Source organism: Gemmiger sp. An50, from assembly GCF_002161595.1.
In the GTDB taxonomy this organism is placed as follows: domain Bacteria; phylum Bacillota; class Clostridia; order Oscillospirales; family Ruminococcaceae; genus Allofournierella.
Map to the genome: position 1 here is coordinate 150,513 of NZ_NFID01000003.1, position 26,257 is coordinate 176,769.

Genomic DNA, 26,257 nt, shown 5'->3' on the forward strand with positions numbered 1-26,257 from the left:
CTATGGCAACAAATGCAAACAAGGCCTATGACGTGGTGGTCATCGGCGCAGGCAACGGCGGCCTGGTGGCAGCCATTCGGGTGCTGCAGGCGGGCTATTCCTGCCTGCTGCTGGAAAAGCACAACCTGCCCGGCGGCTTCGCCACCAGCTTCAAGCGGGGCCGCTTCGAGTTCGAGGCCAGCCTGCACGAGCTGAACGATTTCGGCTCCGCCGAGGACCCCGGCGACATCCGCACCCTCTTCCGCAGCCTGGGCGTGGAGGACAAGATCGACTGGGTGCGCATCCCCGAGGCCTACCACCTGATCACCACCGACAAAAAATACAACTGCGTGATGCCCTTCGGCATCCAGGCCTTCATCGATAAGATGGAGGAATACTGTCCCGGCAGCCGCAAGTCCATGACCGAGTTCTTCGAGCTGTGCAACGAGGTGCGGGACGCTCAGACCTACTCCAACTCGGTGAACGGCAACACCGACTCCGAGTATATGAAGAAGAACTTCCCCAACTTCATCAAGGCGGGCAGCTACTCGGTGAATCAGGTGCTGGACGCGCTGAAAATGCCCGAAAAGGCCAAGGACATCCTGAACGCCTACTGGTGCTACCTGGGTGTGGACTGCGACCGCATGAGCTTTTTGCACTACGGCTCCATGGTCATCCGCTACATCACCCGGGATGCCTGGATGCCCAAGATGCGCTCCCACGAGATCAGCCTTGCGCTGGATACCCGCATCCGGGAGCTGGGCGGCGACATCTGGTACCAGTCCGAGGCCGAGACCATTCTGGCGGACGACGCGGGCCACATCCGCGGTGTGAAACTGACCGACGGTAAGGTGATCGAGACCCGCCACGTGATCGCCAACTGCTCGCCGCACCTGGTCTTCGGCAAGATGCTGGAGAAGAAGGCGGTCACCGAGCAGATGGTGCGCGCCACCAACAGCCGCACCTTCGCGGGCCGCGGCTTCAGCCTGTTCCTGGGCCTGAACCGCTCGGCCGAGGAGCTGGGCATCACCAGCCACAACTACTTTATCTACGACACCGCCGACACCGTGAAGCAGTACGACCTGATGCGCAAGGTGAGCACCAACCACGTGCAGGCTACCGTGTGCCTGAACAACGCCTACCCGGAATGCTCCCCTGAGGGCACCTGCATGATGTACTTCACCACCATGTTCATGTCCGACGACTGGGGCAACGTGACCGAGGAGGACTACTTCAAGGCCAAGGACCGGGTGGCTGACGATATGATCCGGGTATTCGAGCGGGAGACCGGCTGCAAGATACGGGATGCCATCGAGGAGATCTGCGTGGCATCGCCCACCACCTACGCCCGCTACTGCGGCCATCCCGAGGGCGTGATCTACGGCTATGAGACCGCCGAGTGGGACAGCCTGATGCCCCGCATGATGATGATGAAGGAGGATGCGCTGATGAGCCCCGGCCTGCGTTTCGCGGGCGGCTACGCCATGCGCTCCAGCGGCTACTCCAGCGCGTATGTGTCGGGTGATCTGTCCGGCCGTCAAACGGTGGGCGATTTGAAGAAGGAGGCGAAGGCGTAATGAATTTCAAGAAACAGCCTTTTGGTTTTATGGATATGCTGCGGTTTAAAAAGCTGGTGCCCAACCGCCGCAAGATGCTGGCGGAAGGCCCCAACACCCCGCTGCCGCAGGAATACCGCACCAACACCCTGGCGAAGAAGCTGCACCCCGGCTACATGCGGGTGGAGCTGACCGCCGCCCGCCCCCTGACCGGCACCATCCGGGAGCTGACCTTCCGCCGGGTGGACGGCGAGGCCTTCTCCTTCTTCCGGGCCGGCCAGTACGCCTCCATCCAGGTGAAGATCGGCGACAGCCTGGTCAGCCGCCCCTATTCCATCGTGTCCAGTCCCCGGCAGGCCCTGGCGGGCGAGCTGGTGCTGGCGGTGGAGAACGCGGGCTTTGTGTCCGGCTATCTGACCCAGAAGGCCCAGGTGGGCGAACGCTTTGTGATGACCGAGCCCTCCGGAGAGTTCCACTACGAGACCCTGCGGGACAGCCGCAGCATCGTGTGCATCGCGGGCGGCAGCGGCATCACCCCCTTCATGTCCATGGCCTCCAGCCTGGCCGACGGGGATGAGGACTACCAGATGACCCTGTTCTACGGCGCGCGCACCGCGGACCAGCTGGCCTACCGGACCGAGCTGGACCAGCTGACCGCCCGCTGCAAGAGCCTGAAGGTGGTCTACGTGCTCAGCGACGAGGAGTGCCCCGGCTGCGAAAAGGGCTTTGTGACCGCCAAGCTGATGGAACAGTATGCGGATGTTGCCGCCAGCACCTTCTTTTTGTGCGGCCCGCAGGCCATGTACGACTTTGTGGAAAAGGAGCTGGCCCCCTACGGCCTGCCGAAAAAGGCGGTCCACCGGGACGCGGGCTGCTGCGGCGACCTGTCGGTGGAGAATCCCGCCAAGTTCACCCTGACCGTACACATGCGGGACGAGGTGTACACCATTCCCGCCATGCAGAACGAGACCCTGCTCACCGCAATGGAGCGGGCGGGCCTGAACGCCCCCAACAAGTGCCGGGCGGGCGGCTGCGGCTTCTGCCACAGCAAGTGGCTGGCCGGTGAATACCATGTGGCCGAAGGCCGGGACGGCCGCCGGGAAGCGGACCGGAAGTTCGGCTTCATCCACCCTTGTGTGACCTACCCGCTGAGCGATATGGAGATCGACGTGCCGGTGGCCTACTGAGCAACAAAAGAGGAGGAATCATCCCAATGGATCAGCGTTATGAACCCTTGTTCACCCCCTGGAAAATCGGCAATGTGGAGATGAAAAACCGCATCGTGATGTGCCCCATGGGCGGCACCTCGCTGTTCGGCTGGATGGAACCCAACCACTTCGACAAGGTGGCGGCGGAGTTCTTTCTGAACATCGCCCACAACAACGTGGGCCTGATCATCCCCGGCATCGCCCCTCTGCGGGACCCCATCGGCGGCCGGTGGCTGTATCAGAACCCGGGCATGTTCAAGGAGCTGAAGGCCTACATGGAGCAGATCCATGCCACCGGCGCCAAGCTGTTCGTGCAGCTCACCGCCGGCTTCGGCCGCAGCTTTGCCATCACTGACCATCTGAGCATCCTGCTGCGCAACAAGGCGCTGGGCACCCTGGCCAAGCCCATCGTGGACGCCTCGTTCCTGTGCGCGTCTCCCAGTGAGCTGCCTTCCCGCTGGGCCGAGGACGTGATGTGCCGGCCCATCACCAAGGAGGAGATCCACCAGCTGGTGGAGGCCTTCGCCAAGACCGCCAAGCTGTGCAAGGCGGCGGGCGTGGACGGCGTGGAGGTGCATGCGGTGCATGAGGGCTACCTGATGGACCAGTTCACCCTGCCTTACACCAACCAGCGCACCGACGAATACGGCGGCAGCTTTGAAAACCGCTACCGGTTCGCGGTGGAGACGGTGCATGCCATCAAAAAGGCCTGCGGCAAGGACTACCCGGTTTCGCTGCGGTACTCGGTGCTGAGCAAGACCAAGGGCCTGTGCAAGGGCGCGGTGCCCGGCGAGGAGTACACCGAGGTGGGCCGCGACATGGCCGAGAGCGAGCGGGCAGCCCGGTACCTGCAGGAGGCCGGCTACGACATGCTCAACGCGGACAACGGCACCTACGATGCCTGGTACTGGGCCCATCCGCCCCAGTACATGCCCCAGAACTGCAACCTGGATGACGTGGCCCACATCCGCAAATTTGTGGACATCCCGGTGGTCTGCGCCGGACGCATGACCCCGGAGGCAGGTGCGCAGGCCATCGCCGCGGGCCAGATCGACGGTATGGGTGTGGCCCGGCAGTTCCTGGTGGACGGCGCCTGGGTCACCAAGCTGAAGGAGGGCAGGGAAGAGGACATTCAGCCCTGCATCTGCTGCCACAACGGCTGCTTCGCCCTGGCTCACTACAAGGGCGTGGCCAACGACGAGGACTTTAACGACGTGCTGCACATGGCCCGCTGTGCGCTGAATCCCACCACCATGCAGGGCCATAAATACGACATCCTGCCCGCAAAGAAGCCCAAGACCATCGCGGTGGTCGGCGGCGGCATCGGCGGTATGGAGGCCGCCCGCATCGCCACTCTGCGGGGCCATAAGGTGACCATCTACGAGAAGACCGACCGTCTGGGCGGTGTGTTCATCGCCGCCGCCGCACCGGACTTCAAGGAGAAGGACAAGGAGCTGATTCAGTGGTACCGCCGCCAGATCGAGCAGCTGAAGATTCCGGTGAAGTTCAACACCAACGTGACCGATCTTGCCCAGCTCAAGGCGGACGAGGTCATCGTGGCCACCGGCGCGGCTGCCCGCAAGCTGCCCATCCCCGGCGCGGACCGGGCCATGGACGCGGTGGACTATCTGGAGGGCAAGCCGGTGGGCCAGCGTGTGGTCATCATCGGCGGCGGCCTGAGCGGCTGCGAGATCGCCTATGATCTGTACCGCAAGGGCAAGACCCCCGTCATCGTGGAGGCCAAGAACGACCTGATGGCGGTGCGCGGCCTGTGCCTGGCCAACTCCTCCTACCTGCGGGACTTCTTCGAGGCCAACCGGGTAGAAGTCCACCTGGAAAGCAGCGTGGAGAAGATCGACGCCAATGGTGTGACCGTGAAGGGCAAGAACGGCGCAAGCCAGACCCTGGCAGCGGACGATGTGATTCTGGCCGTGGGCTACACCCCGGCCCCGGCTTTTGCCAAGGGCCGTCATGTACATGTGATCGGCGATGCCTGCAAGGTGGGCAACCTGCGCACCGTGATCTGGCAGGCCTGGAAGGTGGCCGAGCGGCTGTAATCAAACCGCGCTGCATTAAAATGTAAAAACGATCCCTTCGGGAATCCGGCAGACCGCCGGCCCCGGGGGGATCGTTTTCTTGTTTCTTTTTATTTCAGAAGCGAGCGCAGCGGGCAGTCCGGCGCAAGCAAGGGAAATTCGGTGCGCAGAGCTTCCAGGCAATGGGCGTCGCTGCCGGTGAGAAAGGGCAGCGACGGGGGAACCAGCCCGGCGGCGGTCAGCGCCGCAGCCCGGTCCGGGTCGGCCAGCTCCGCCAGCGAAAACTCCGGCTCTTCGGGCCAGAGACCCAGCACGCTCAGCAGGGAATAGCTGTCCCGGTCGATGTGAGCAGGTACCGGAACGCCGCCCAGCTCCCGGCAGAGACGGGCGGTCTCTTCCAGTGTCAGCCCGGCGGCTGCGGTGAGCAGCTTTTTGGGCTGGTCGATGATCTCGTCGTCCTCGTTCATCACCCATTGGGGGCCCCAGATGTCCGGGTTCCAGTCAAATTCCGGCAGGCTCTCGTACAGGGTGTCGCCCATGGCCAGCGCCGCCGCCACCGTGGGAAAATAGCACAGCAGATGGATCTCCTCGGCGGTGTTGGCCTCCAGCGCGGGCAGCAGCTTCACCCCATAAGCCTTGCAGCAGATTTCCGCAGCGGGCAGGTTCCGGGCGCTGTTGTGGTCCGCGATGGCAATTACATCGGCCTCGTTCAGGGCGCACAGCCCCGCAATGGTGGCGGGGGTCATCTCCCGGTCCGCACAGGGGGAAAGGCAGGAGTGGATGTGCAGGTCATACCGCATGCCCGGTCACCTCCCTTTGGTTTTGATGAATGCTTACAGCTGCCCCAGCTTGCGGGCCAGAACAAGAGCAGCCTCGTAGGCGGGCAGGTCGGTGGTGAACAGGGCCACCCCCTGCTGGGCAGCCCGCTCCAGCGCGTCCGGCATCCAGGCGGCCTCCTGGCACAGCACCACCGCCGCCGCGTCGGCCAGGCTGGCCACCGCTACGGTGTTGATGTTGCCCATCACGGTGAACCAGACCTTGCCCTCGGTGCAGCGGCTCATGGCCCAGCTGAGCAGGTCGCAGCAGAAGCCGCCGGTCACCTCATGCTCGGCCACCGGCCCGGCGGGCGCAAAGCCCAGATTTTCCAGTTCAAGATTGGTCATCGCTCCGGCTCCTTTCCTGTAAAAGCTCTTCCAGACGGCGGCGCATCAGCACGGTGCAGTCCTCCGGCTTTGCCCGGCCGCGCACCACGTCCTCGGCTAGAGCCTCGCAGGTGGGTGCGCCGCAGCCGCCGCAGTCCAGCCCCGGCAGCTGGGACAGAATCGCCCGCAGCCGGCTGTATTTCTCCATCTGCTCGGCCCGGGTACCTTCCAGCTCCATCACCGGAGCATAGACGGGAGGCGCGTCCCACCTCATGAAGTCCGGCACCTGGCGGCTGCTCAGGCGGGACCGGGCCTCCGGCAGGCCGCGGCGCAGCTGTTTCATTTTGGCCTTGGCGATAAAGGGGTTCTCCACCTGCAGCACGCCGCCCACGCAGCCGCCCGCGCAGGCGTTCAGCTCCACAAAGCGCAGGCCGGGCAGCTTTTCATCCTCAAGATCTTCCAGCACCCGAATTACGTTTTCAATGCCGTCCGCCGCCAGGTAGTCGTCCACCACCCGCAGGCTGATGCTTTCGCCGGTGCTTTCGCCCCAGCGCACGCCCGCGCGGCCGATCTGGCTTTTGCCCTCGCTGGGGGTCTGCTTCATGGCCCACAGCATACGGGGGTAGATCTCCTTGATGCTCACCGCCGCGTCCAGGGCGCTGTGCTCCACCCCCAAGGGGCTGCGCACATAGCTGATCTTGGCCGGACAGGGGGAGAGAAACACGCAGCCGATGCGCTCCGGCGCAAGGCTGGTGCGGCGGGCGGCGTCCCGCTTGGCAATGCGGGCGGCCACCTCCACCGGCGGGGCCAGCGGCAGTAAATGGGGCAGCAGGTCCGGATAGCGCACCCGAATCAGCCGCACCACCGCCGGGCAGGCGCTGCTGATCAGGGGCAGCGGCTGGCCCCCGGCGGTGATCAGGCGGCGGGTGGCGTCACTCACCAGCTCGGCGGCGCGTCCCACCTCAAACACCTCGTCAAAGCCCAGAGCAAGCAGCCCGTCCACCACCAGATCCGGCCCGGGCAGCCGGTTGAACTGGCCCGGAAAGCTGGGCGGCGGCAGGGCAATGGTATAGTCGAACCGCTCCGTCACCGAGAGTGGGTCCGCGGCGGCGGTCTTGGCGTGATGGGGGCAGATGCGGATGCACTCGGCGCAGTCGATGCAGCGGGCCGGGTCGATGATGGCCTTGCCGCCCCGCACCCGGATGGCCTGGGTGGGACAGCGCTTGATGCAGTTGATGCACCCCTTGCATAAGGCCCGGTTCAGGGTCACGGAATGGATGAATTCCTGTTTCATGACGGCCACCTTTCCTCACAGAAGCACGTTCATTCGGATGGTGGTGCCCTGACCGGGTTGGGATTCGATGAAAAACTCGTCGCTGTAGCGCTTCATGTTGGGCAGGCCCATACCCGCCCCGAAGCCCAGGCTGCGCACCTGCTCCGAGGCGGTGCTGTAGCCCTCCTGCATGGCGAGGGCGATGTCCGGGATGCCGGGGCCCTCATCCTCCAGCCGCATCTGAATGGCCTCGGGGGTGAGCTCCACAAAGATCTGCCCGCCGCCCGCATGGATGACCAGGTTGATCTCGCCCTCATACAGCGCGATGGATGCCTTGCGGATGGCCTCAGGCGGGAAGCCCATTCGCTTTAAGGTGTGCTTCAGGTCCGCCGAGGCCTCCCCGGCGCGGGTGAAATCGTCGCCGGGCACGGTGTATTCCAGCCGGATGGGCTCAGTCATGGCCGCCACCTCCCCGCAGGCCTGCCTGATACAAAATGCCGCAGGCGGAGAACATGGTGCGCTGGGTGGCCAGCACGGCGATGCCCCGCTGCTCGGCCAGCTCCAGCACCTCCGGCGAGGGGCGCTTGCCCCGCACGAACACGATGCACACCATGTCCATCATGTCGGCGGTGCGCACCACCTGGGGGTTGTTCAACCCGGTGAGCAGCACGGCCTGGTTCTTCACGAAGGCCAGCACGTCGCTCATCATGTCGCTGCCGCAGGCGTTGTGGACCTGGGTGTCCAGCCGGGCGTTCGGTGTGAGCAGCTCTGCGGGAAGCAGGTGCAGAATGTCCTGAATGGTCATGGCGGTCTCGCCCCTTTCCATGGGTTTTCTTCTTTCAGTATACGGCAAAAAGGGCGGGGCGGGCAATGCTTTGCGGCAAATCTTGCCCTGTCAGGTTGAATAAAAATTGCACAGTTATTTTTCTGTTATTATTTATGAAACTATGCAAAACTTATAGGAAAACAGCCGTTTCTATGTTACAATGGTACCACTGAGAAAACATCGAGCGCGGGTGCTCCCACAGAATCAGTGGGCCCCGCAACCCCAAAAAACAGAAAACGGAGGGATACCCAACATGAGGCGTTTTTCCACCCTGCCCTTCGCAGGGACCCCCGAACAGGAGCGGCAGCTTACCGAATGGCTGGACCAGCACAAGGACATGCCCGGCGTGACCATGCCCGCTCTGCAGAAGGCACAGGAGATCTACGGCTACCTGCCCATTGAGGTGCAGCGTATGGTGGCAGATGCCTTGGGCATCCCGCTGGCCGAAGTCTACGGTGTGGCTACCTTCTACTCCCAGTTCCGCCTGACGCCCCAGGGCCGCTACCGGGTGAGTGTTTGCCTGGGTACCGCCTGCTACGTAAAGGGCAGCGGCAAGCTGTATGAAAAATTGCAGGAGAAGCTGGGCATCGGCGATGGTGAATGCACGCCGGACGGTAAGTTCAGCCTGGACAGCTGCCGCTGCGTGGGCGCCTGTGGTCTGGCCCCGGTGATGATGGTAAACGACGACGTATACGGCCGCCTCACCGGTGAGGACGCCGAGCTGGACGCCATCCTGGCCAAGTACGAGTAAGCGGCTATGCAGGAGCTGAGCATGCATGTGATGGACATTGCCCAGAACGCGGTGGCTGCCGGGGCGGAAAACACCCGTATCCTTCTAAGGATGGACACCGCCGCCGACCGGCTGGAGCTGACCGTGGAGGACGACGGCCGGGGCATGACCGAAGAACAGGCTCGGGCGGCACTGGACCCCTTTTACACCAGCCGTACCACCCGGAAGGTGGGCCTTGGCCTGCCGCTGCTGCGGCTGACCGCCCAGCTCACCGGAGGCGACGTGGCCATCGAGAGCGAGCCGGGAAAGGGAACACGGGTCACCGCCTGGTTCGGCCTTTCCCACATTGACCGCCCCCCGCTGGGCGATATGGCGGGCACCATCTCCGCCCTGATGCAGGCAAACCCCGAGCGGGATTTTTGCTACGAGCTGCATGTGAACGACCAAAGCTTCGCGGTGAGCAGCCGCGAGATCAAACAGATCCTGGGCGATGTGTCTCTGGCACAGCCCGAAGTGGCGCTGTTCCTCCGGGAATACATCGAGGAAAACAGCGCCCCCCTGCTGGAAAAGGAGTGAAACGAACCCATGAAAAGTCTGAAAGAGCTGGAGGCCATCCGGGACCGGATGCGCCAGACCGTGAATACCCGCGAGAGCGATAATAATACCATTCGTGTGGTGGTGGGCATGGCCACCTGCGGCATCTCCGCCGGTGCAAGACCGGTGCTGAACGCCATCGTGGAGGAGCTGGCCCGGGAGAACGTGGCCGGTGTGCAGGTCACCCAGACCGGCTGCATCGGCATCTGCCAGTACGAGCCGGTGGTGGAGGTGTATGAGCCGGGCAAGGAGAAGGTGACTTATGTGAAGATGACCCCGGAAAAGGCCATCCGCATGGTACATCACCATCTGATGAACGGCGAGCCGGTGCAGGATTACATCATCGGTTCGCTGACCAAGTGAAAGGGGGCGCGGCACAGTGTACAGAAATCATGTGATGATCTGCGGCGGCACCGGATGCACCTCGTCCGGCAGCGACCGCATTGCCGCGGCCTTTGAACGGGAGCTGGAGCGCCACGGGCTGGACAGCGAGGTCAAGGTGGTACGTACCGGCTGCTTCGGCCTGTGCGCCCTGGGCCCCATCGTGGTGATCTACCCGGAAGGCAGCTTCTACAGCCGGGTAAAGGAAGAGCATGTGGATTGGATCGTGACCGAGCACCTGCTCAAGGGCCGTCCGGTGCGCAGCCTGCTGTTCGACGAAACGGTGGACGGCGAGCGGATCAAGAGCCTGGACCAGACCGGCTTCTACAAAAAACAAAAGCGGGTGGCGCTGCGCAACTGCGGCGTGATCAACCCGGAAAACATTGACGAATACATCGCCTTCGACGGCTATGCGGCTTTGGGCAAGGTGCTCACCGAGATGACGCCGGACGATGTGATCCAGACGGTTCTGGATTCCGGCCTGCGGGGCCGGGGCGGCGGCGGCTTCCCCACCGGGCGCAAGTGGCAGCTGGCCTGCGCCGACCGGGGCAAGGTGAAAAAATTCGTCTGCTGCAACGCGGACGAGGGCGACCCGGGCGCGTTCATGGACCGCAGCGTGCTGGAGGGCGACCCCCATGCGGTGATCGAGGCCATGGCCATCGCAGGCTATGCCATCGGGGCCGACAAGGGCTATGTATATGTGCGGGCGGAGTATCCCATCGCGGTGAAGCGGCTGCAGATCGCCATCAACCAGGCCCGGGACTACGGCCTGCTGGGTGAGGACATCTTCGGCAGCGGCTTTAACTTTGACATCGAGATCAAGCTGGGCGCGGGCGCCTTCGTCTGCGGCGAGGAGACCGCCCTGATGACCAGCATCGAGGGCAACCGGGGCGAGCCCAGGCCCCGTCCGCCCTTCCCGGCAAAGAAGGGCCTGTTCGGCCGGCCCACCATCCTGAACAACGTGGAGACCTACGCCAACATTCCCCAGATCATTTTGAATGGGGCGGATTGGTTCCGCAGCATGGGCACCGAAAACAGCCCCGGCACCAAGGTGTTCGCCCTGGGCGGCAAGATCCACAACACCGGCCTTGTGGAGGTTCCCATGGGCACCACTCTGCGGGAGATCGTGGAGGAGATCGGCGGCGGCATCCCGGACGGCAAGAAGTTCAAGGCGGCCCAGACCGGCGGCCCCTCCGGCGGCTGCATCCCCGCCGAGCTGATCGACACTCCCATCGACTACGATTCCCTGAGCAGGATCGGCAGCATGATGGGTTCCGGCGGTCTGATCGTTATGGACGAGGACACCTGCATGGTGGACATCGCCAAGTTCTTTTTGGAATTCACCGTGGACGAAAGCTGCGGCAAGTGTACCCCCTGCCGGGTGGGCACCAAGCGGCTGCTGGAGCTGCTGGAGAAGATCACCAGCGGCAACGGCACCATGCGGGACCTGGAGCGTATTGAGGAGCTGGCCGAGTTCGTGAAGAACAACAGCCTGTGCGGCCTGGGCCAGACCGCGCCCAACCCGGTGCTGTCCACCCTGAAGTATTTCCGGGAGGAATACCTGGCTCATATCCAGGACAAACGCTGCCCGGCGGGCGTCTGCAAGGCGCTGCTGGTGTACAAGATCGACCCGGACAAGTGCCGCGGCTGCACTCTGTGCGCCCGCAACTGCCCGGCGGACGCGATCATGGGCAGTGTGCGCAACCCCCACAGCATCGACACCAACAAGTGCGTGAAGTGCGGCGCCTGCATGGATATCTGCCGCTTTGGCGCCATCAGCAAAGGCTAAGGAGGGCACACGGCAATGAATATGGTAAACTTAAAGATCAATAATGTGCCCTGCCAGGCGCCGGAGGGCTCCACCATTCTGGAAGCAGCCCACGAAGTGGGCATCACCATCCCCACCCTTTGTTACTTAAAGGAGATCAAACGGGTGAACGGCGCCTGCCGGGTCTGCGTGGTGGAGGTAAAGGGCGCAAAAAACCTGCTGCCCGCCTGCGTCTACCCGGTGAGCGAGGGCATGGAGGTATTCACCAACACCAAGCGGGTGCAGAACGCCCGCAAGATGAATCTGGAACTGATCCTCTCCATCCATAACCAGGACTGCATGAGCTGCGTGCGCAATGGCGACTGTGAACTGCTGCGGCTGTGCAAGCAGTACGGCGTGGACAAATCCAATGCCTTTGAGGGCGTTCTGCCCGAACGGCAGGACGACGATAGCGCCCTGCATCTGGTGAAGGACAGCTCCAAGTGCATCATCTGCCGCCGCTGCATCTCCACCTGCGCCGAGAACCAGGGCGTAGGCGTGATCAATGTGGTGGAACGCGGCTTCAATACCCACATTGCATGTGCCTTCGAGGGCAAGCTGGCGGACTCCACCTGCATCGGCTGCGGCCAGTGTATCACGGTTTGCCCCACCGCCGCCCTGTTGGAACGGGACGACACCGAAAAGGTATGGGCTGCGTTGGACGATCCCACCCGCCATGTGGTGGTGCAGACCGCACCCAGCGTGCGCGCCGCCCTGGGCGAGGAGTTCGGCCTGCCCATCGGTACCAATGTGCAGGGCAAGATGGTGGCGGCGCTGCGCCGCCTGGGCTTCGACGGCGTGTTCGACACCGACTTTGCCGCCGACATGACCATCATGGAAGAGGCCCACGAGTTCCTGGAGCGGGTGAAGAATGGCGGCAAGCTGCCGCTGATCACCAGCTGCAGCCCCGGCTGGGTCAAATACTGCGAGACCTTCCACCCGGATTTCATCCCGAATCTGTCCAGCTGCAAGAGCCCGCAGCAGATGTTCGGCGCGCTGAGCAAAACCTACTACGCCGAAAAGATGGGTCTGGACCCCAGAAACATTTTCTGCGTGTCGGTGATGCCCTGCACCGCCAAGAAGTTCGAGATCGGCCGCCCGGACCAGAGTGCCGCGGGCGACGGTATCCCGGATGTGGATGTGGCCATCACCACCCGTGAGCTGGCCCGGATGATCCACCGCAGCGGCCTGCGTTTCCTGGACCTGCCGGATGAGGACTTCGACCCGGCCATGGGCCAGGCCACCGGTGCGGGCCACATCTTCGGAGCCACCGGCGGCGTGATGGAGGCAGCTCTGCGCACCGCGGTGGAGACCCTCACCGGCGAAAAGGTGGAGACGGTGGAATTCACGCAGGTGCGCGGCACCGATGCCATCAAGGAGGCGGAATACCAGGTGGCCGGGCTCACCCTGCGGGTCTGCGTGGTCAGCGGTACCGCCAACGCGGGCAAGGTGCTGGACATGGTGCGCAGCGGGGAAAAGCAGTACGACATGATCGAGGTCATGGCCTGCCCCGGCGGCTGCGTGAACGGCGGCGGCCAGCCTATCCAACCCGCCCCGGTGCGCAACTTTACCGACATCCGCGCCCTGCGGGCCAAAGCCCTGTATGACCAGGACGAGGCCAGTGTGCTGCGCCGCAGCCACGAGAACCCGCTGGTCCAGCAGGTCTACGCGGAATTTCTGGGCGAGCCGGGCAGCGAAAAGGCGCACCGCATTCTGCATACCAGCTACGCTCCGCGCCCCCGTTTGTTCTAAAAGATTTGAATGGCCCCTGCAGCTCTGCTGCGGGGGCTTTTTGTATCGGAGGGCGCCCTGAAAAAAATAAATGAGAAAAATTCCTATTTAGGGGTTGACAGTATAAATAGGAAGTGTTATCATTAAGCCACGGAAACGAAGCCCACCAACGAAATATTGAAAGAATCAAGCGGCAGCACCGCATGAGCCGTCAGGCGATGCTTGCCAAAATCATTTAAGAAATATGGAGGAAATGACAATGGAAAAATGGCGCTGCACTGTATGTGGTTATATTCATGAAGGCCCCCTGCCCGAGGACTTTACCTGCCCCCGCTGTCGTAAGCCCGCTTCGGTGTTTGAGAAGATTGAGGAGCCTAAGAGCGGCAGCCGCTATGCCGGCACCAAGACCGAGCAGAACCTGCGCGAAGCTTTTGCTGGTGAGAGCCAGGCCCGCGGCAAGTACACCTACTTTGCTCAGGTAGCCCAGCGTGAGGGCTACGAGCAGCTGGCCGAGGTCTTCCGCAAGACTGCCCGCAACGAGCAGGAGCATGCCCGCCTGTGGTTCGAGGCCCTGGGCGGCCTGGGCACCACCGCCGACAACCTGCTGGCTGCCGCCGAGGGTGAGAACTACGAGTGGACCGATATGTACGACCGCTTCGCCAAGGACGCCGAAGAGGAAGGTTTCCCCGAGCTGGCCGAGAAGTTCCGCAAGGTGGCTGCCATCGAGAAGAGCCACGAGGAGCGTTACCGCCGTCTGCTGAAGAACGTGGAGATGCAGCAGGTGTTCGAGAAGGGCGAGCTGACCATGTGGGAGTGCTGTGTGTGCGGCCATCTGGTCATGGGCAAGAAGGCTCCCGAGGTGTGCCCGGTCTGCGGTTACGCCCAGAGCTTCTTCGAGATGCGCTGCGAGAATTACTAAATAAATCCCAAAAGGCCGGGGCCGTGCTGCCCCGGCCTTTTCAGCGCGCTCCACCACTCGGAATTATGCGGGATTGCCTTGACTTTTGCCGCCGCATATGATATAAGTGTAACTGATAGCAAAGACACAGAGAACAGCTGTGATGGAGACAGTAAGCCCGGTGTGAACGACCAAGCGAGCGGGGGAGGGTGTGAGCCCCGCGCCAGTAGCACCTCGCCGAAGATCACTCCGGAGCTGCGGGCTGAACTCACAGTAGGCGCCGCCGGCATCCCTCCGTTATGGGGAGCGTGTATGATGGTACACAGCAATAGGTGGTACAACGAAAGCGCAAAGCCTTCGCCCTGTTTGCAGGGGCGAAGGCTTTTTCTGTTGTTTTTGTATGGGCTTTCTGAAAAGTCGAAATTTTCATCTTTTTCTACAGGCAGTGGGGGCTGCTGCGTTAAAAATGCTCGGAATCCACAAAGGATTCCTGCGCTTTTTGCCTTGCAGCCTCGCACTTCCTGCGAAAAATATGGGCATTTCTTTGTTTTCAGAAATGCCTCACGTTCCGTTCAAAAGACGGAAAAACAAGGAGGACGAGATTTAAGATGTACGAGAAAGTAAACCCGAATCTCAATTTCGTTGACCGCGAGAAGGACGTGCTCAAGTTCTGGAAGGAACGCCACATCTTTGAGAAGAGCATCGATTCCCGCAAGCAGGGGCCGACCTACATGTTCTACGACGGCCCCCCCACGGCCAACGGCAAGCCCCACATCGGCCATGTGGAGACCCGCGTTATTAAGGATATGATCCCCCGTTACCGTGCCATGAAGGGCTATCAGGTGCCCCGCAAAGCTGGCTGGGATACCCACGGCCTGCCCGTTGAGCTGGAAGTGGAGAAGCTGCTGGGTCTGGACGGCAAGGAGCAGATCGAGCAGTACGGTCTGGAGCCCTTCATCGAGAAGTGCAAGGAGAGCGTCTGGAAATACAAGGGCATGTGGGAGGATTTCTCCGGCACCGTCGGCTTCTGGGCCGATATGGACGACCCCTACGTGACCTACGACAACACCTTCATCGAGTCCGAGTGGTGGGCTCTGAAGCAGATCTGGGAAAAGGGCCTGCTGTATAAGGGCTTCAAGATCGTGCCCTACTGCCCCCGTTGCGGAACCCCCCTGTCCAGCCATGAGGTTGCCCAGGGCTATAAGGATGTGAAGGAGCGCAGCGCCATTGCCAAGTTCAAGGCCAAGGGCGAAGACGCCTACATCCTGGCCTGGACCACCACCCCCTGGACCCTGCCCTCCAACGTGGCTCTGTGTGTGAACCCGGTTGAGACCTATGTGAAGGTCAAGATGAACGAGAACGGCACCGTGTACTACATCGCCCAGGCTCTGGCCGACACCGTGCTGGGTGAGGGCAGCTACACCGTGCTGGAGAGCTACCAGGGCAAGGACCTGGAGTACAAGGAGTACGAGCCCCTGTTCGACTTCGTTTCTCCCAAGGAGAAGTGCTGGTATGTGACCTGCGACAGCTACGTCACCCTGACCGACGGTACCGGCATCGTTCACATCGCTCCCGCCTTCGGTGAGGACGACTCCAACGTGGGCCGCAAGTACGGCCTGCCCTTCGTGCAGCTGGTGGACGCCAAGGGCTGCATGACCAAGGAGACCAAGTGGGCCGGCATGTTCTGCAAGACCGCCGACAAGGAAGTGCTGATCGACCTGGAGACCCGTGGCCTGCTGTTCAGCGCCCCCGTCTTCGAGCACAGCTATCCCCATTGCTGGCGTTGCGATACCCCGCTGATCTACTACGCAAGAGACTCCTGGTTCATCAAGATGACCGCGGTGAAGGACGATCTGATCCGCAACAACAACACCGTAAACTGGGTACCCGCCTCTCTGGGCAAGGGCCGCTTCGGCGACTGGCTGGAGAACGTGCAGGATTGGGGCATCAGCCGCAACCGCTACTGGGGCACCCCGCTGAACATCTGGGAATGTGAGTGCGGCTGCCGTCACTCCATCGGCAGCATCGAGGAGTTGAAAAAGATGTCTCCCAACTGCCCGGAGAACATCGAGCTGCACCGCCCCTACATCGACGCGGTCACCATCACCTGCCCGGATTGCGGCAAGCAGATGAAGCGCGTGCCGGAAGTGATCGACTGCTGGTTCGACTCCGGTTCCATGCCCTTCGCGCAGTACCATTATCCGTTTGAGAACAAGGAAGTGTTCGAGAGCCGCTTCCCGGCCGACTTCATTTCCGAGGCCGTGGACCAGACCCGCGGCTGGTTCTACTCCCTGATGGCCATTTCCACCCTGCTGTTCAACAAGGCTCCCTTCAAGAACGTTGTGGTTATGGGCCACGTGCAGGATGAGAACGGCCAGAAGATGTCCAAGTCCAAGGGCAATGCGGTCGATCCCTTCGACGCTCTGGCCACCTATGGCGCCGACGCCATCCGCTGGTACTTCTACACCGCGGGCGCACCCTGGCTGCCCAAGCGCTTCTCCGGCAAGGCCGTGCAGGAGGGCCAGCGCAAGTTCATGGGCACCCTGTGGAACACCTACGCCTTCTTTATCCTGTATGCCAACATCGACAACTTCGATCCCAGCCAGTACACCCTGGAGAAGGACAAGCTGTCCGTCATGGACCGCTGGATTCTGTCCAAGATGAACACCATGGTCAAGACCGTGGATGCCGAGTTGGCTCAGTACGCCATCCCCGAGGCAGCCCGCGCCCTGCAGGAGTTCGTGGACGATCTGTCCAACTGGTACGTGCGCCGCAGCCGTGAGCGCTTCTGGGCCAAGGGCATGGAGCAGGATAAGATCAACGCCTACATGACCCTGTACACCGCTCTGGAGACCGTTTGCAAGGCGGCAGCTCCCATGATCCCCTTCATGGCCGAGAGCATCTACCAGAACCTGGTGCGCAGCGTGAACGAGTCCGCTCCCGAAAGCGTGCATCTGTGCGACTTCCCCGTGGTGGACGAGAGCTTTGTGGACGCCGATCTGGAGCGCGACATGGAGCTGGTGCTGGATATCGTTGTGCTGGGCCGCTCCGCCCGTAACGGTGCAAACCGCAAGAACCGCCAGCCCCTGGCCGAGATGTTCGTGAAGGCCGACGAAAAGCTGGGCGAGTTCTACGTGGAGATCATCGAGGACGAGCTGAACGTGAAGAAGGTCACCTTCACCGACGATATGTCCATGTTCACCAACTACACCTTCAAGCCCCAGCTCAAGACCCTGGGACCCAAGTACGGCAAGCAGCTGGGCGAGATCCGCAACCTGCTGGCAGGCCTGAACGGCCCCGCCGCCAAGAAGGAGCTGGACGAGACCGGCACTCTGACCCTGACCCTCTCCACCGGCGAGATCAAGCTGGGCGAAGAGGACCTGCTCATCGAGATGACCCGCAGCGAGCGGTACTTCTCGGTGGAGGATGCCAAGGTCACCGTTGCGCTGGACACCGAGCTCACCCCCGAGTTGGTGGAGGAAGGCTTCGTGCGCGAGCTGGTCAGCAAGCTGCAGACCATGCGTAAGGAAGCGGGCTTCAATGTGGAGGACCACATCACCGCTTACGCCATGGGCAACGACAAGATCACCGCTCTGATGGAAGCCAACAAGGAATCCATCGCCTCCGACGTTCTGGCGGACGCTGTGGTTACCGGCAGCACCGACGGCTACGTGAAGGAGTGGGATGTGAACGGCGAGACCGTCACCCTGGGCGTGAAGAAGGTTTAAGCTTTCTGCCCGCATCTCCTATATAAATAAGGAAAAGCCCGCCGCTTTGGAAGATTCCGAAGCGGCGGGCTTTTTTGCCCGGCAGCTTGCGCGGGATTTTGCCGGTGGAGTATAATAGAAAGCAATGAATGGAAAGCGAGGAACCGCCCATGCCCCCGATCACTGTAATGCTGAAGCCTGCCTCCGGTTTGTGCAATATGCGCTGCCGCTACTGCTTTTACGCAGATGAGATGGCGCACCGAACCACCGAAAGCTACGGCATCATGCAGCAGGATACGCTGGAAGCCATCATAAAACGAGTGCTGGCGTTTGCTGAGGGCAGCTGTAATTTTATGTATCAGGGCGGCGAACCTACGCTGGCAGGCCTTTCGTTTTTTGAACAGGCGCTGGAATTTCAGAAAAAGTGGAACGTGAACCGGGTGGTCATTGAAAACGGCCTGCAAACCAACGGCTACGCCATCGACGAGGCCTGGGCGGAATTTTTTGCCCGCAATCATTTTCTGGTGGGCATCTCACTGGACGGCCCCAAGGACATCCACGACGCCAACCGGGTGGACGCGCAGGGGAAGGGGACCTACAACCGGGTGATGCACGCCATCCAGCTGCTGCAAAAGCACAAGGTGGAGTTCAACATCCTGACGGTGGTCACCCGCCAGGCGGCCCGCAGCACCGGCAAGATCTACGGCTTCTTCCAGCGCAACGGGTTTGCCTACCAGCAGTACATCCCTTGTTTGGACCCCTGGGAGGAGGGAGCGCAGACGCCCTACTCCCTCACGGCAAAGGACTTTGAGCAGCATTTGAAGCTGCTGTTCGACCAGTGGTACCAGCAGGCGGTGCGGGGCGATCTGCAATACAACCGCTACTTCTTCAATCTGCTGGCGATTCTGAACGGGCAGATGCCCGAAGCCTGTGAGATGCGCGGAGTATGCGGACGGCAGTTCGTGGTGGAGGCGGACGGCAGCGTCTATCCCTGCGACTTTTATATGCTGGACGAATACCGGCTGGGCAATCTTGTGACCGATGATTTCGAGACCATCGAGCGCCGCCGTCAGGAGCTGGCCTTTGTGGAGACCTCCGCCCGCATCAAGGAAAGCTGCAAGGGCTGCAAATGGTTTGCCCTGTGTCGGGGCGGCTGCCGCCGAAACTGGGAGCCGGTCACAGGGCTCGATCCCCGCAATGTGTTCTGTTCCGCCTACCAGGGCTTTCTGGAATATGCCTTCCCCAGGCTGCAGCAGCTGAGCCGCATGCTGCAAGAGGGGCGGCGCTGATTTTAAACACCGGCTTTTCGCCTGACCGCGAAAAGTCGGTCTTTTTTGTTCAAAGGTACAAAGCACCTTGGTTTTGTGACTTTTTTGGCGAGGGATGACCGGTTTGAATTCTACTAGCTCTGTGGAAATTATGCCGGATATTTGCCTGGAAAATCAAGGTTTTGTTGCAAAAAGCTGAAAAAACGACTTGGTAACGATTTTGAAAATAAAAATATTGAAAAACTTTTTTGTGACTGATATAATAAACCCTGCTGAGAGAACCAGGCTCCCTCGGGGGCTGGGGATAAGCATAGATAATCTATGGAGAAATTCCAACGAAAGGATGAGCAATCGAACCATGAAATCGATCATTGCCTATCTGCTGGCGTTCACCATGATGGCTACCGTTGCCTCCCAGGCGTTTCTGCCTGCGGTGGCGGCCATGGACGCTGAGAGCAGCGTATCGGTGGTGCAGGTGCAGCCCGGTTCCGAAGAGGAAACCGGTGAGCCTGCCAGCCAGCAGCCGGACGAGACCGATCCCGAATCCGTTGTGACCGACGAGGCCGCCTCCGGCGAAAGCGCTTCCAACGAAGCCGTTACCGAGGAGACCACCTCTGAGGAGACCGTCTCCGACGAGAGCGCTTCCAGCGAGACTCCTTCCGAGGAGACCGAATCCGACGAGAGCACCTCCGGCGAGGCTGCCTCCGATGAGAGTGTTTCCAGTGAGGCCGACTCGGAAGAAGCTGCTTCCGAGGAGACCGTCTCCAGCGAAGCCGCTTCCCAGGAGGAAGCCGAGCTGCTGGAGGAAGAAGAGGAGCAGGAAGCCCAGGACGCTGTGGAGGAGCCCGTTGAGGCTGCCCCCAACGGCGGCGTGACCGCTGTGATCAGCGCGGCAATGGCGCTGAAGCGGGACGTGAGCTTCACCATGACCCTTTACCGGGACGGTGAGAACGTGGCGCAGACCAGCGGCACCCTGACCCGGAACGGCGAGGGCGGCGCCTCTCAGGTAAAGCTCAGCGGCACCGGTCTTGAGCCAGGCAGCTACCAGGTAGTGATCTCTGCTCCCGGTTTTGCCAGCTACAGCCAGTCTCTGGAAGTGAGCCAGAACATGTACAGCGAGCTGACCCTGTACACCAGCGAGCTGTCCGGCTACGGCAGCGCCGCTCATCCCGGTGTGCTGCGTGTGGGCGATGCGGACGGCGACGGCGTGCTGAGCGCGTCCGACGCCGATGCCATTGTGAATGCCATCCAGAGCGGCGTTCAGGGCGGCCTGGCCGACCTGGACGGCAGCGGTAAGGTGGAGCTGGCGGACCTGCAGCTGCTGGCCGCCAACCTGACCGAGGATCAGGCCCAGGTGGGCGATGTGTACTCCACCGTGCAGACCCGTGTGGCCGACAATGTTGCCAAGCCTGAGGTAAACGACAAGGTTATCGTTACCAGCGGCAGCCTGGAAGATCTGGTGAGTGAGGGCGGCGGCGTAACGCTGGAAACCACCGGCGAGATCAGCGAGCAGAACCCCATCGCGGTGGATTTCAACTTCGCCGGCGATGACGAGACTGTGACCGCGGACCAGCTGCCCAAGATGGACGGCATGACCATCCAGGCTCCCGCCGAGAGCGAGGGCGCGGTGACCGCCGGTACCGTTGACGTTACTTATGTGGACGAGAACGGCGACGAGCAGACCATCAATGTGAAGATCGAGGACCAGAAGGCCCGCGGCATCTCTCTGTTCAGCCTGTTCACCACCTCCGCCACCGCGACCCGCAAGGCGGACGGTACCCTGGAGATCAATTTCGGCAAGCAGGTCGCGGTGAAGAAGATCACCCTGACCATCACCGCCACCCAGAGCAACAATCTGGCCGAGATCTCCAAGGTGGAGTTCCTGAACGGCATGGAGAACCGCATCCCCGAGCCCGAGCTGGACATCCCCACCGGACTGAGCGGCACCGGTTCCGACAAGGCCTTCCTGCTGACCTGGAAGCCCGCCGTGAACGTGACCGCCTACGAGGTCGAGATCACCGGTCCTGTGAAGAACGGCACCGGCAATGTGACCGCGACCGTGCGCACCACCGCGAACCAGCTTCTGGTGGACAGCCTGAACGGCAGCAAGCTGGTCAACGGCCAGGACTACACCGTGCGGGTTCAGTCCCTGAACGGCGAGTGGTCCAGCGGCTACTGCGAGCCCATCACCGTGAAGCCGGTGGTGGAGAAGAAGCCCGCTGCCCCCGATAATCTGGAGGCCAGCGGCGGCTACCGTTCCATCAGCCTGCACTGGAAGGATATGGACGACACCGACAGCTACACCGTTCTGTACCGCAAAAAGAGCGATGCGAACGCGGAATATACTGTGGCGGCCAAGAACATCGCTGCCAACAGCTACAAGATCGACAATCTGGAAGAGAATGTGGAGTATGAGGTCACCGTATACGGCACCAACGAGCTGGGCGACGGTCCCAACGCCATTCCGGCGCTGGCCAAGGCCATGAGCCTGCAGCCTGCCTGGATGCCCTCCTACAAACTGATCAACACCTCTAGCGGTGCGGGTCAGCTCACCGCTCACATCCAGAGCGTGACCACCATGCGCGGCGCCAATATGATGGTGAACAGCCCGCTGGACGAGGCCGGCACCAACAGCGGCCTGGGCGTGGTGGACGGCGACCAGTCCTCCTACTACTACGTGGGCGACTGGGATGACGGTGTGATGTACGGCAACACCAGCAACCGCGGCCTGCGCATCACCTTTGACGGCGCTTACGAGTTTGGCGCCATGGCGCTTGCCGAGCCGGAGAACGGCGCGATCAACAGCATCCGCGTGTGGTACCGTGACCAGGAGACCGACTCCCTGAAGGAGATCACCGGCCTGCGCACCAACGCCCGCACCGATGAGAACGGCCGCCGTCATATCTACATCGACTTCGGCGCCAAAATCACCACCGATCAGATTCACATTTGCACCAACACCGGTTGGACCCGCGCCATGAAGATCGGCGAGCTGCGTTTCTACGGTTACGACAGCATCTACGAAGACATCATGGCCCTGTATGCGGATGATTACCACACCACCCTGCGGGAGGACGTGGACAAGAGCGTGATCGACGCGCTGTACACCCGTCTGAATACCCCCGATGAAGCAAGCAACGAGCTGCATCCCAACTACACCCAGCTCAAGCGCGAGCTGGACACCGCGGCCGACCTGCTGGCCAACAGCAGCAGCCTGCGCCCCGTGCAGCACGTCAAGGCCATGGGCGCCAACGTGGAAGGCTATGCGGACGGCAGCCTGGGCTTCACCGGTCTGAACCCCTGGCAGCCCCTGGGCGTGACCGCCGCTGCCGGTGAGGAGATCACCATCTACGTGGGCAACCCGGATCTGCAGAGCGGCGCAAACACCGATCTGTACCTGGTCGCCACCCAGTACAATGCCGAGTCCGGCAGCTTCATGAAGCAGATCGGCCGGCTGAAGGTGGGCGAGAACACCTTCACCATCCCTGCCATCGTGAGCAAGGACTTCGAGCGCGGCGGTTCCCTGTATGTGTACTACGCCGCCAGCAACAAAACCAGCAAGTACGGCGTACGCGTGGCGGGCGGTACCACCATCCCCATGCTGGATCTGTACGGCATCGAGGATGAGGCCCAGCGTCTGGCTCTGACCGAACAGTACGTGGAAGAGCTGGAAGCCTATGTGGCCGGTCTGGAGCAGCGGCACGAGCAGGAGCATGCCGGCAGCAGCAATGCCAACGTGAACTACGCGTACAACGAAGAGGAGTGCGTCCTGGGCGCCACCGAGCTGATGGGCGACCACATGCTGTTCTCCCTGTCCGCCCAGCAGGTGCTGGCGGGTCTGGGCAGCGGCACCACCGCCGAGAAGGCCAAGCGCCTGAACGACTCCATGCTGGCCATGGATCAGACCATGGAGCTGTTCTACCAGCACAAGGGCCTGACCGAAAACGCTGCTGAGGCCATCAACCGTGTGCCCAGCCAGCATCTGAACATCCGTTACATGCGCATGTTTGCCGGCGCCTTCATGTATGCGGCTGGCAACCACATCGGCATCGGCTGGGGCTCTGTGCCCGGTGTGGTGCAGGGCAAGACCCTGCAGGCCGACGAGAACGGTGCTTACCTGTCCGGCGATCTGTTCGGCTGGGGCATCGGTCACGAGATCGGCCACGACATCAACCAGTTCAGCTACGTCATCGCTGAGGTGACCAACAACTACTTCGCCCAGCTGGCGACCTATGGTACCAGCGGTGTGCGCTTCGGCTACGATGCCGTGTACGACAAGGTGACCAGCGGCACCATCGGCCGCGCCAGCGACGTGTTCCTGCAGCTGGCCATGTACTGGCAGCTGCGCCTGGCCTACGACAACTACTACCCCTACAAGACCTTTGATACCCAGCAGCAGGTCTTCGACAACCTGTTCTTTGCCCGGGTTGATACCTACTCCCGCACTCCCTCCAAGGCACCCGCGCCCAATGGCGTTGCCCTGAAGCTGGACGGCGGTTCCGAGCAGAACATCATCCGGTTGGCCAGTGCGGCCGCCCAAAAGGACCTGAGCGAGTTCTTCCTGCGCTGGGGTCTGGTGGCCAGCGATGAGACCACCCAGTATGTGAGCCAGTTTGAGCCCGAGACCCGTGCCATCTACTATGTGAACGACTCGGCCCAGAGCTACCGCATCCAGAAGCCCAGCGGCGAGAGCCTGAAGGACCAGAGCGTAATCAGTGCTGCCAACGTGACCCTGACCCAGGGCAACGGCGCCAACGGTCTGGCCCAGAACCAGGTCAGCCTGACCATCACCCCCGAGAATGCTTCCCAGAGCCTGCTGGGCTACGAGATCAACCGCATCTCCATCTCCGGCGGCAAGGAAAACAATGAGACCGTCGGCTTCGTGCTGGCGGGCGAGAACGGCGCGGCCAGCTTCACCGATACGGTGACCACCATCAACAACCGTGCCTTCACCTACCAGATCGTTCCCGTGGACCAGTACCTGGATTACGCCCAGGCGGTTTCTCTGGATGCGATCAAGATCAGCCACGACGGCAGCCAAGACAAGAGCGCCTGGACCGTTACCACCAACATGACCTCTGAGCAGGACACCGAGGTGGACCACGACGAGCAGGACCCGGATGCCGGCTTTAACCCCGGCGCCCATGACCATGCCACCGTGAAGTCCGCCATTGGTCTGGCCTTCGACAACAGCCTGAGCACCACCTACACCGGTGCCTCCGAGGGCAGCGACCCCATGATCGAGGTTGAGTTCGGCAAGGAGCTGGATGTGACCGGCTTCAAGTTCACCCTGATGAGCGGCGCGGGCGAGGTTCCCGCGGGTACTCTGGCGCTGCAGCTGGAGGAGAACGGCCAGTGGGTGGATGTGCCCGTGAGCGTGGAGAGCCTGCAGGCTGCCGGTTCAACCACCGTGTACGCGGTGAACGACGAAGGCTGGATCCGCACCAGCGGCGCCACCGCGCTGCGCCTGATCTTCAAGGGCGCGCAGACCGTGAGCATCACCGAGCTGGATGTGCTGGGTCCCACCGGCGACAATGTGGAGCTGTTTGAGGACGGCATCGGCACCCTGGCGGAGGACTACATCTACGATCAGGGCCTCTACGAGCAGAGCGGTCAGACCGACGGCTTTATCCCGGCCGGTTCCGTGATCTTCGTGGGCGAGTACAAGGGCAACCCGGCCTACAACGCCGTGATCGTTTACGATCAGGATGGCAAGATCGTGGGCTACGGCGACAACGGCGAAGGAAGTGCCGAGCAGATCATCCTGGCTCCGGTTCCGGACGAGGGCGATCTGGGCAACACCTCTGACGGCCGCTGGGTCTACTGGATCAGCCCCGACGCAGTCCTGCCCGAGCAGGTGCGCGTGGAGCTCTACCGCGTGGACGACGCCCTCACCAACCAGGGCCAGCGTCTGGTCAGCGATTCTCTATGGGTGCAGGTACCCGAGAGCCTGCCCTCCATCACCATTTCCGGGGATAAGTAAGAATTGGCACAGCCCCGCTTCGGGGCCAAGCATAAAGGAGTAAGACATGAGCAAAAAAATCATAGGCCTGATCGGGGCTGCGGTTTTGGTCATGGCGCTGCCCCTGCAGGGGTTGGCGGCCGCGGATGCGGCCGCCAGCCTGGAGCCTGCTGCGGGAGGGGCCCAGGTGTCCCTGAAGCTGCAGGACGGTGCGGGCGAGGGCGTAAATGCCCTGCAGATGAGCTTCACGCTGAGCCCCGTGGCCGGCTCGCTGGACAAGGCCGATGTGAGCTTTGCCTTCAGCGAGGACCTGGCCGGTACCGTGAAGCGCTACCGTTACGACCAGGAAAATAACGTTCTCACCGTCTATGTGGCCGGTGCGAACGACAAGCTGTTCCAGAATGACGAAGCCGACCTGGGCACCATCCAGGTGGAGGCAGCGGAAGGGGAGTACTTGGAGCTGTCCATCACCACCGGCGTGTCCAATGGCGGCGAGCACCCCAGCGAGGAGCTGGCCACCGGCCTGACTCTGCTGCGCACCGGTTCTTCCCAGCAGGATCTGACCCTGCAGGCGGAGACGGTGGAGGTGAACGTGGGCGAAGTATCCCCCGATCCCGAGCCCACCGAGAAGCCGGAACCCACCCAGAAGCCCCAGGCCACCGAGAAGCCCCAGGCTACGGAGAAGCCCGGCGCGACTCAGAAGCCGGAAGCCACTCAGCAGCCCTCTGGTGGCAGCAATGGCGGAAGCCAGAATGGTTCCAACCAGTCCGGCTCCACCCAGAACAGCGCCGTAGCAGGAGCCACTGCTCAGCCCGGCAACACTGCCTCCAGCAAGGCCCCTGCCGCCTCTTCTCAGAGCGTGAGCGAGGCTGCCTCCGAGGAGAGCCAGGCTCAGAGTGAGGCTGCTTCCAGCGAGGCTGAGAGCCAGGCCGCTGAGAGCGAGAGCCAGGCCCAGAGCCAGAGCAACGCTTCCCAGACTCAGAAGTCCAAGGTGGGCGTGCTGCCCATGGTGATCGGCGTGGCCGCAGTGGCAGCCGCTGCCGTGGCCGGTGTTGTGATCTGGCGCCGCGGCCGCGATTGATTTCTTTCCTTACGTTTCCTTCTCAATTTTCTCCATAAAGCAAGCAGCAAAAGCCGCCCGGAACTTTATCCGGGCGGC

General features: G+C 62.0%; 18 protein-coding genes. 13 read left to right on the forward strand and 5 right to left on the reverse strand.

Going from position 1 to position 26,257, the window contains the following annotated elements; genetic code table 11:
- Positions 1 to 2 precede the first annotated feature (2 nt).
- From B5G03_RS04430 to B5G03_RS04440, 3 genes are read left to right on the forward strand one after another with little or no spacing between them, the layout of a single operon-like run.
- A complete protein-coding gene (locus B5G03_RS04430; RefSeq protein ID WP_087180552.1) occupies positions 3 to 1,556 on the forward strand; it encodes a phytoene desaturase family protein in 1,554 nt (517 codons plus the stop codon).
- Positions 1,556 to 2,722, forward strand: coding sequence for an iron-sulfur cluster-binding domain-containing protein (locus tag B5G03_RS04435; protein ID WP_087180553.1), 1,167 nt, complete (start codon positions 1,556 to 1,558; stop codon positions 2,720 to 2,722). Before B5G03_RS04430 ends, B5G03_RS04435 begins: the two co-directional genes overlap by 1 nt.
- Before the next feature lie 26 nt (positions 2,723 to 2,748).
- Complete coding sequence (locus B5G03_RS04440) at positions 2,749 to 4,800, forward strand: oxidoreductase (RefSeq protein ID WP_087180554.1); 2,052 nt, start codon at positions 2,749 to 2,751, stop codon at positions 4,798 to 4,800.
- A gap of 89 nt (positions 4,801 to 4,889) precedes the next feature.
- On the opposite strand, the gene B5G03_RS04445 is transcribed toward B5G03_RS04440, so the two are convergent.
- The 5 genes from B5G03_RS04445 to B5G03_RS04465 are packed head-to-tail and all read right to left on the reverse strand — an operon-like array spanning position 4,890 to position 7,999.
- Positions 4,890 to 5,579, reverse strand: a complete 690-nt coding sequence (locus tag B5G03_RS04445) for a PHP domain-containing protein (RefSeq protein ID WP_087180555.1) — start codon at positions 5,577 to 5,579, stop codon at positions 4,890 to 4,892.
- Positions 5,580 to 5,612: 33 nt separating this feature from the next.
- Positions 5,613 to 5,942, reverse strand: coding sequence for a hypothetical protein (locus B5G03_RS04450; RefSeq protein ID WP_087180556.1), 330 nt, complete (start codon positions 5,940 to 5,942; stop codon positions 5,613 to 5,615).
- Positions 5,929 to 7,215, reverse strand: a complete 1,287-nt coding sequence (locus tag B5G03_RS04455; RefSeq protein ID WP_087180557.1) for a [Fe-Fe] hydrogenase large subunit C-terminal domain-containing protein — start codon at positions 7,213 to 7,215, stop codon at positions 5,929 to 5,931. The genes B5G03_RS04450 and B5G03_RS04455 overlap by 14 nt, the downstream gene beginning before the upstream one ends.
- A gap of 15 nt (positions 7,216 to 7,230) precedes the next feature.
- Positions 7,231 to 7,653, reverse strand: a complete 423-nt coding sequence (locus tag B5G03_RS04460; protein WP_087180558.1) for an ATP-binding protein — start codon at positions 7,651 to 7,653, stop codon at positions 7,231 to 7,233.
- The gene (locus B5G03_RS04465) at positions 7,646 to 7,999 is read right to left on the reverse strand and encodes a DRTGG domain-containing protein (RefSeq protein WP_087180691.1); all 354 of its coding nucleotides are present in this window, start codon (positions 7,997 to 7,999) and stop codon (positions 7,646 to 7,648) included. The genes B5G03_RS04460 and B5G03_RS04465 overlap by 8 nt, the downstream gene beginning before the upstream one ends.
- A gap of 274 nt (positions 8,000 to 8,273) precedes the next feature.
- Between B5G03_RS04465 and B5G03_RS04470 the strand changes: the two genes are divergently transcribed.
- The 10 genes from B5G03_RS04470 to B5G03_RS04530 all read left to right on the forward strand — a co-directional run bounded on the left by B5G03_RS04470 (position 8,274) and on the right by B5G03_RS04530 (position 26,179).
- Positions 8,274 to 8,771 (forward strand): NADH-quinone oxidoreductase subunit NuoE family protein, encoded by a 498-nt coding sequence (locus tag B5G03_RS04470; protein WP_087180559.1) that lies wholly within the window; start codon positions 8,274 to 8,276, stop codon positions 8,769 to 8,771.
- Between the two features lie 6 nt (positions 8,772 to 8,777).
- Complete coding sequence (locus B5G03_RS04475) at positions 8,778 to 9,326, forward strand: ATP-binding protein (RefSeq protein WP_087180560.1); 549 nt, start codon at positions 8,778 to 8,780, stop codon at positions 9,324 to 9,326.
- A 9-nt stretch (positions 9,327 to 9,335) separates the two neighbouring features.
- Positions 9,336 to 9,707: a (2Fe-2S) ferredoxin domain-containing protein gene (locus B5G03_RS04480; RefSeq protein ID WP_087180561.1), complete on the forward strand. Its 372-nt coding sequence runs from the start codon at positions 9,336 to 9,338 to the stop codon at positions 9,705 to 9,707.
- 16 nt (positions 9,708 to 9,723) lie between these two features.
- On the forward strand, positions 9,724 to 11,514 hold the full coding sequence (locus B5G03_RS04485) for an NADH-quinone oxidoreductase subunit NuoF (RefSeq protein ID WP_087180562.1): 1,791 nt from the start codon (positions 9,724 to 9,726) through the stop codon (positions 11,512 to 11,514).
- Positions 11,515 to 11,529: 15 nt separating this feature from the next.
- Positions 11,530 to 13,284: an NADH-dependent [FeFe] hydrogenase, group A6 gene (locus B5G03_RS04490; RefSeq protein ID WP_087180563.1), complete on the forward strand. Its 1,755-nt coding sequence runs from the start codon at positions 11,530 to 11,532 to the stop codon at positions 13,282 to 13,284.
- 238 nt (positions 13,285 to 13,522) lie between these two features.
- A complete protein-coding gene (gene rbr, locus B5G03_RS04495; protein WP_087180564.1) occupies positions 13,523 to 14,182 on the forward strand; it encodes a rubrerythrin in 660 nt (219 codons plus the stop codon).
- A gap of 587 nt (positions 14,183 to 14,769) precedes the next feature.
- The gene (gene ileS, locus B5G03_RS04505; protein ID WP_087180566.1) at positions 14,770 to 17,889 is read left to right on the forward strand and encodes an isoleucine--tRNA ligase; all 3,120 of its coding nucleotides are present in this window, start codon (positions 14,770 to 14,772) and stop codon (positions 17,887 to 17,889) included.
- A 128-nt stretch (positions 17,890 to 18,017) separates the two neighbouring features.
- Positions 18,018 to 19,157 (forward strand): anaerobic sulfatase maturase, encoded by a 1,140-nt coding sequence (locus tag B5G03_RS04510; protein ID WP_242962287.1) that lies wholly within the window; start codon positions 18,018 to 18,020, stop codon positions 19,155 to 19,157.
- A gap of 337 nt (positions 19,158 to 19,494) precedes the next feature.
- The gene (locus tag B5G03_RS04525) at positions 19,495 to 25,119 is read left to right on the forward strand and encodes a fibronectin type III domain-containing protein (RefSeq protein ID WP_140401636.1); all 5,625 of its coding nucleotides are present in this window, start codon (positions 19,495 to 19,497) and stop codon (positions 25,117 to 25,119) included.
- A gap of 46 nt (positions 25,120 to 25,165) precedes the next feature.
- The gene (locus B5G03_RS04530; RefSeq protein ID WP_087180569.1) at positions 25,166 to 26,179 is read left to right on the forward strand and encodes a hypothetical protein; all 1,014 of its coding nucleotides are present in this window, start codon (positions 25,166 to 25,168) and stop codon (positions 26,177 to 26,179) included.
- The last annotated feature ends 78 nt before the right edge of the window (positions 26,180 to 26,257 follow it).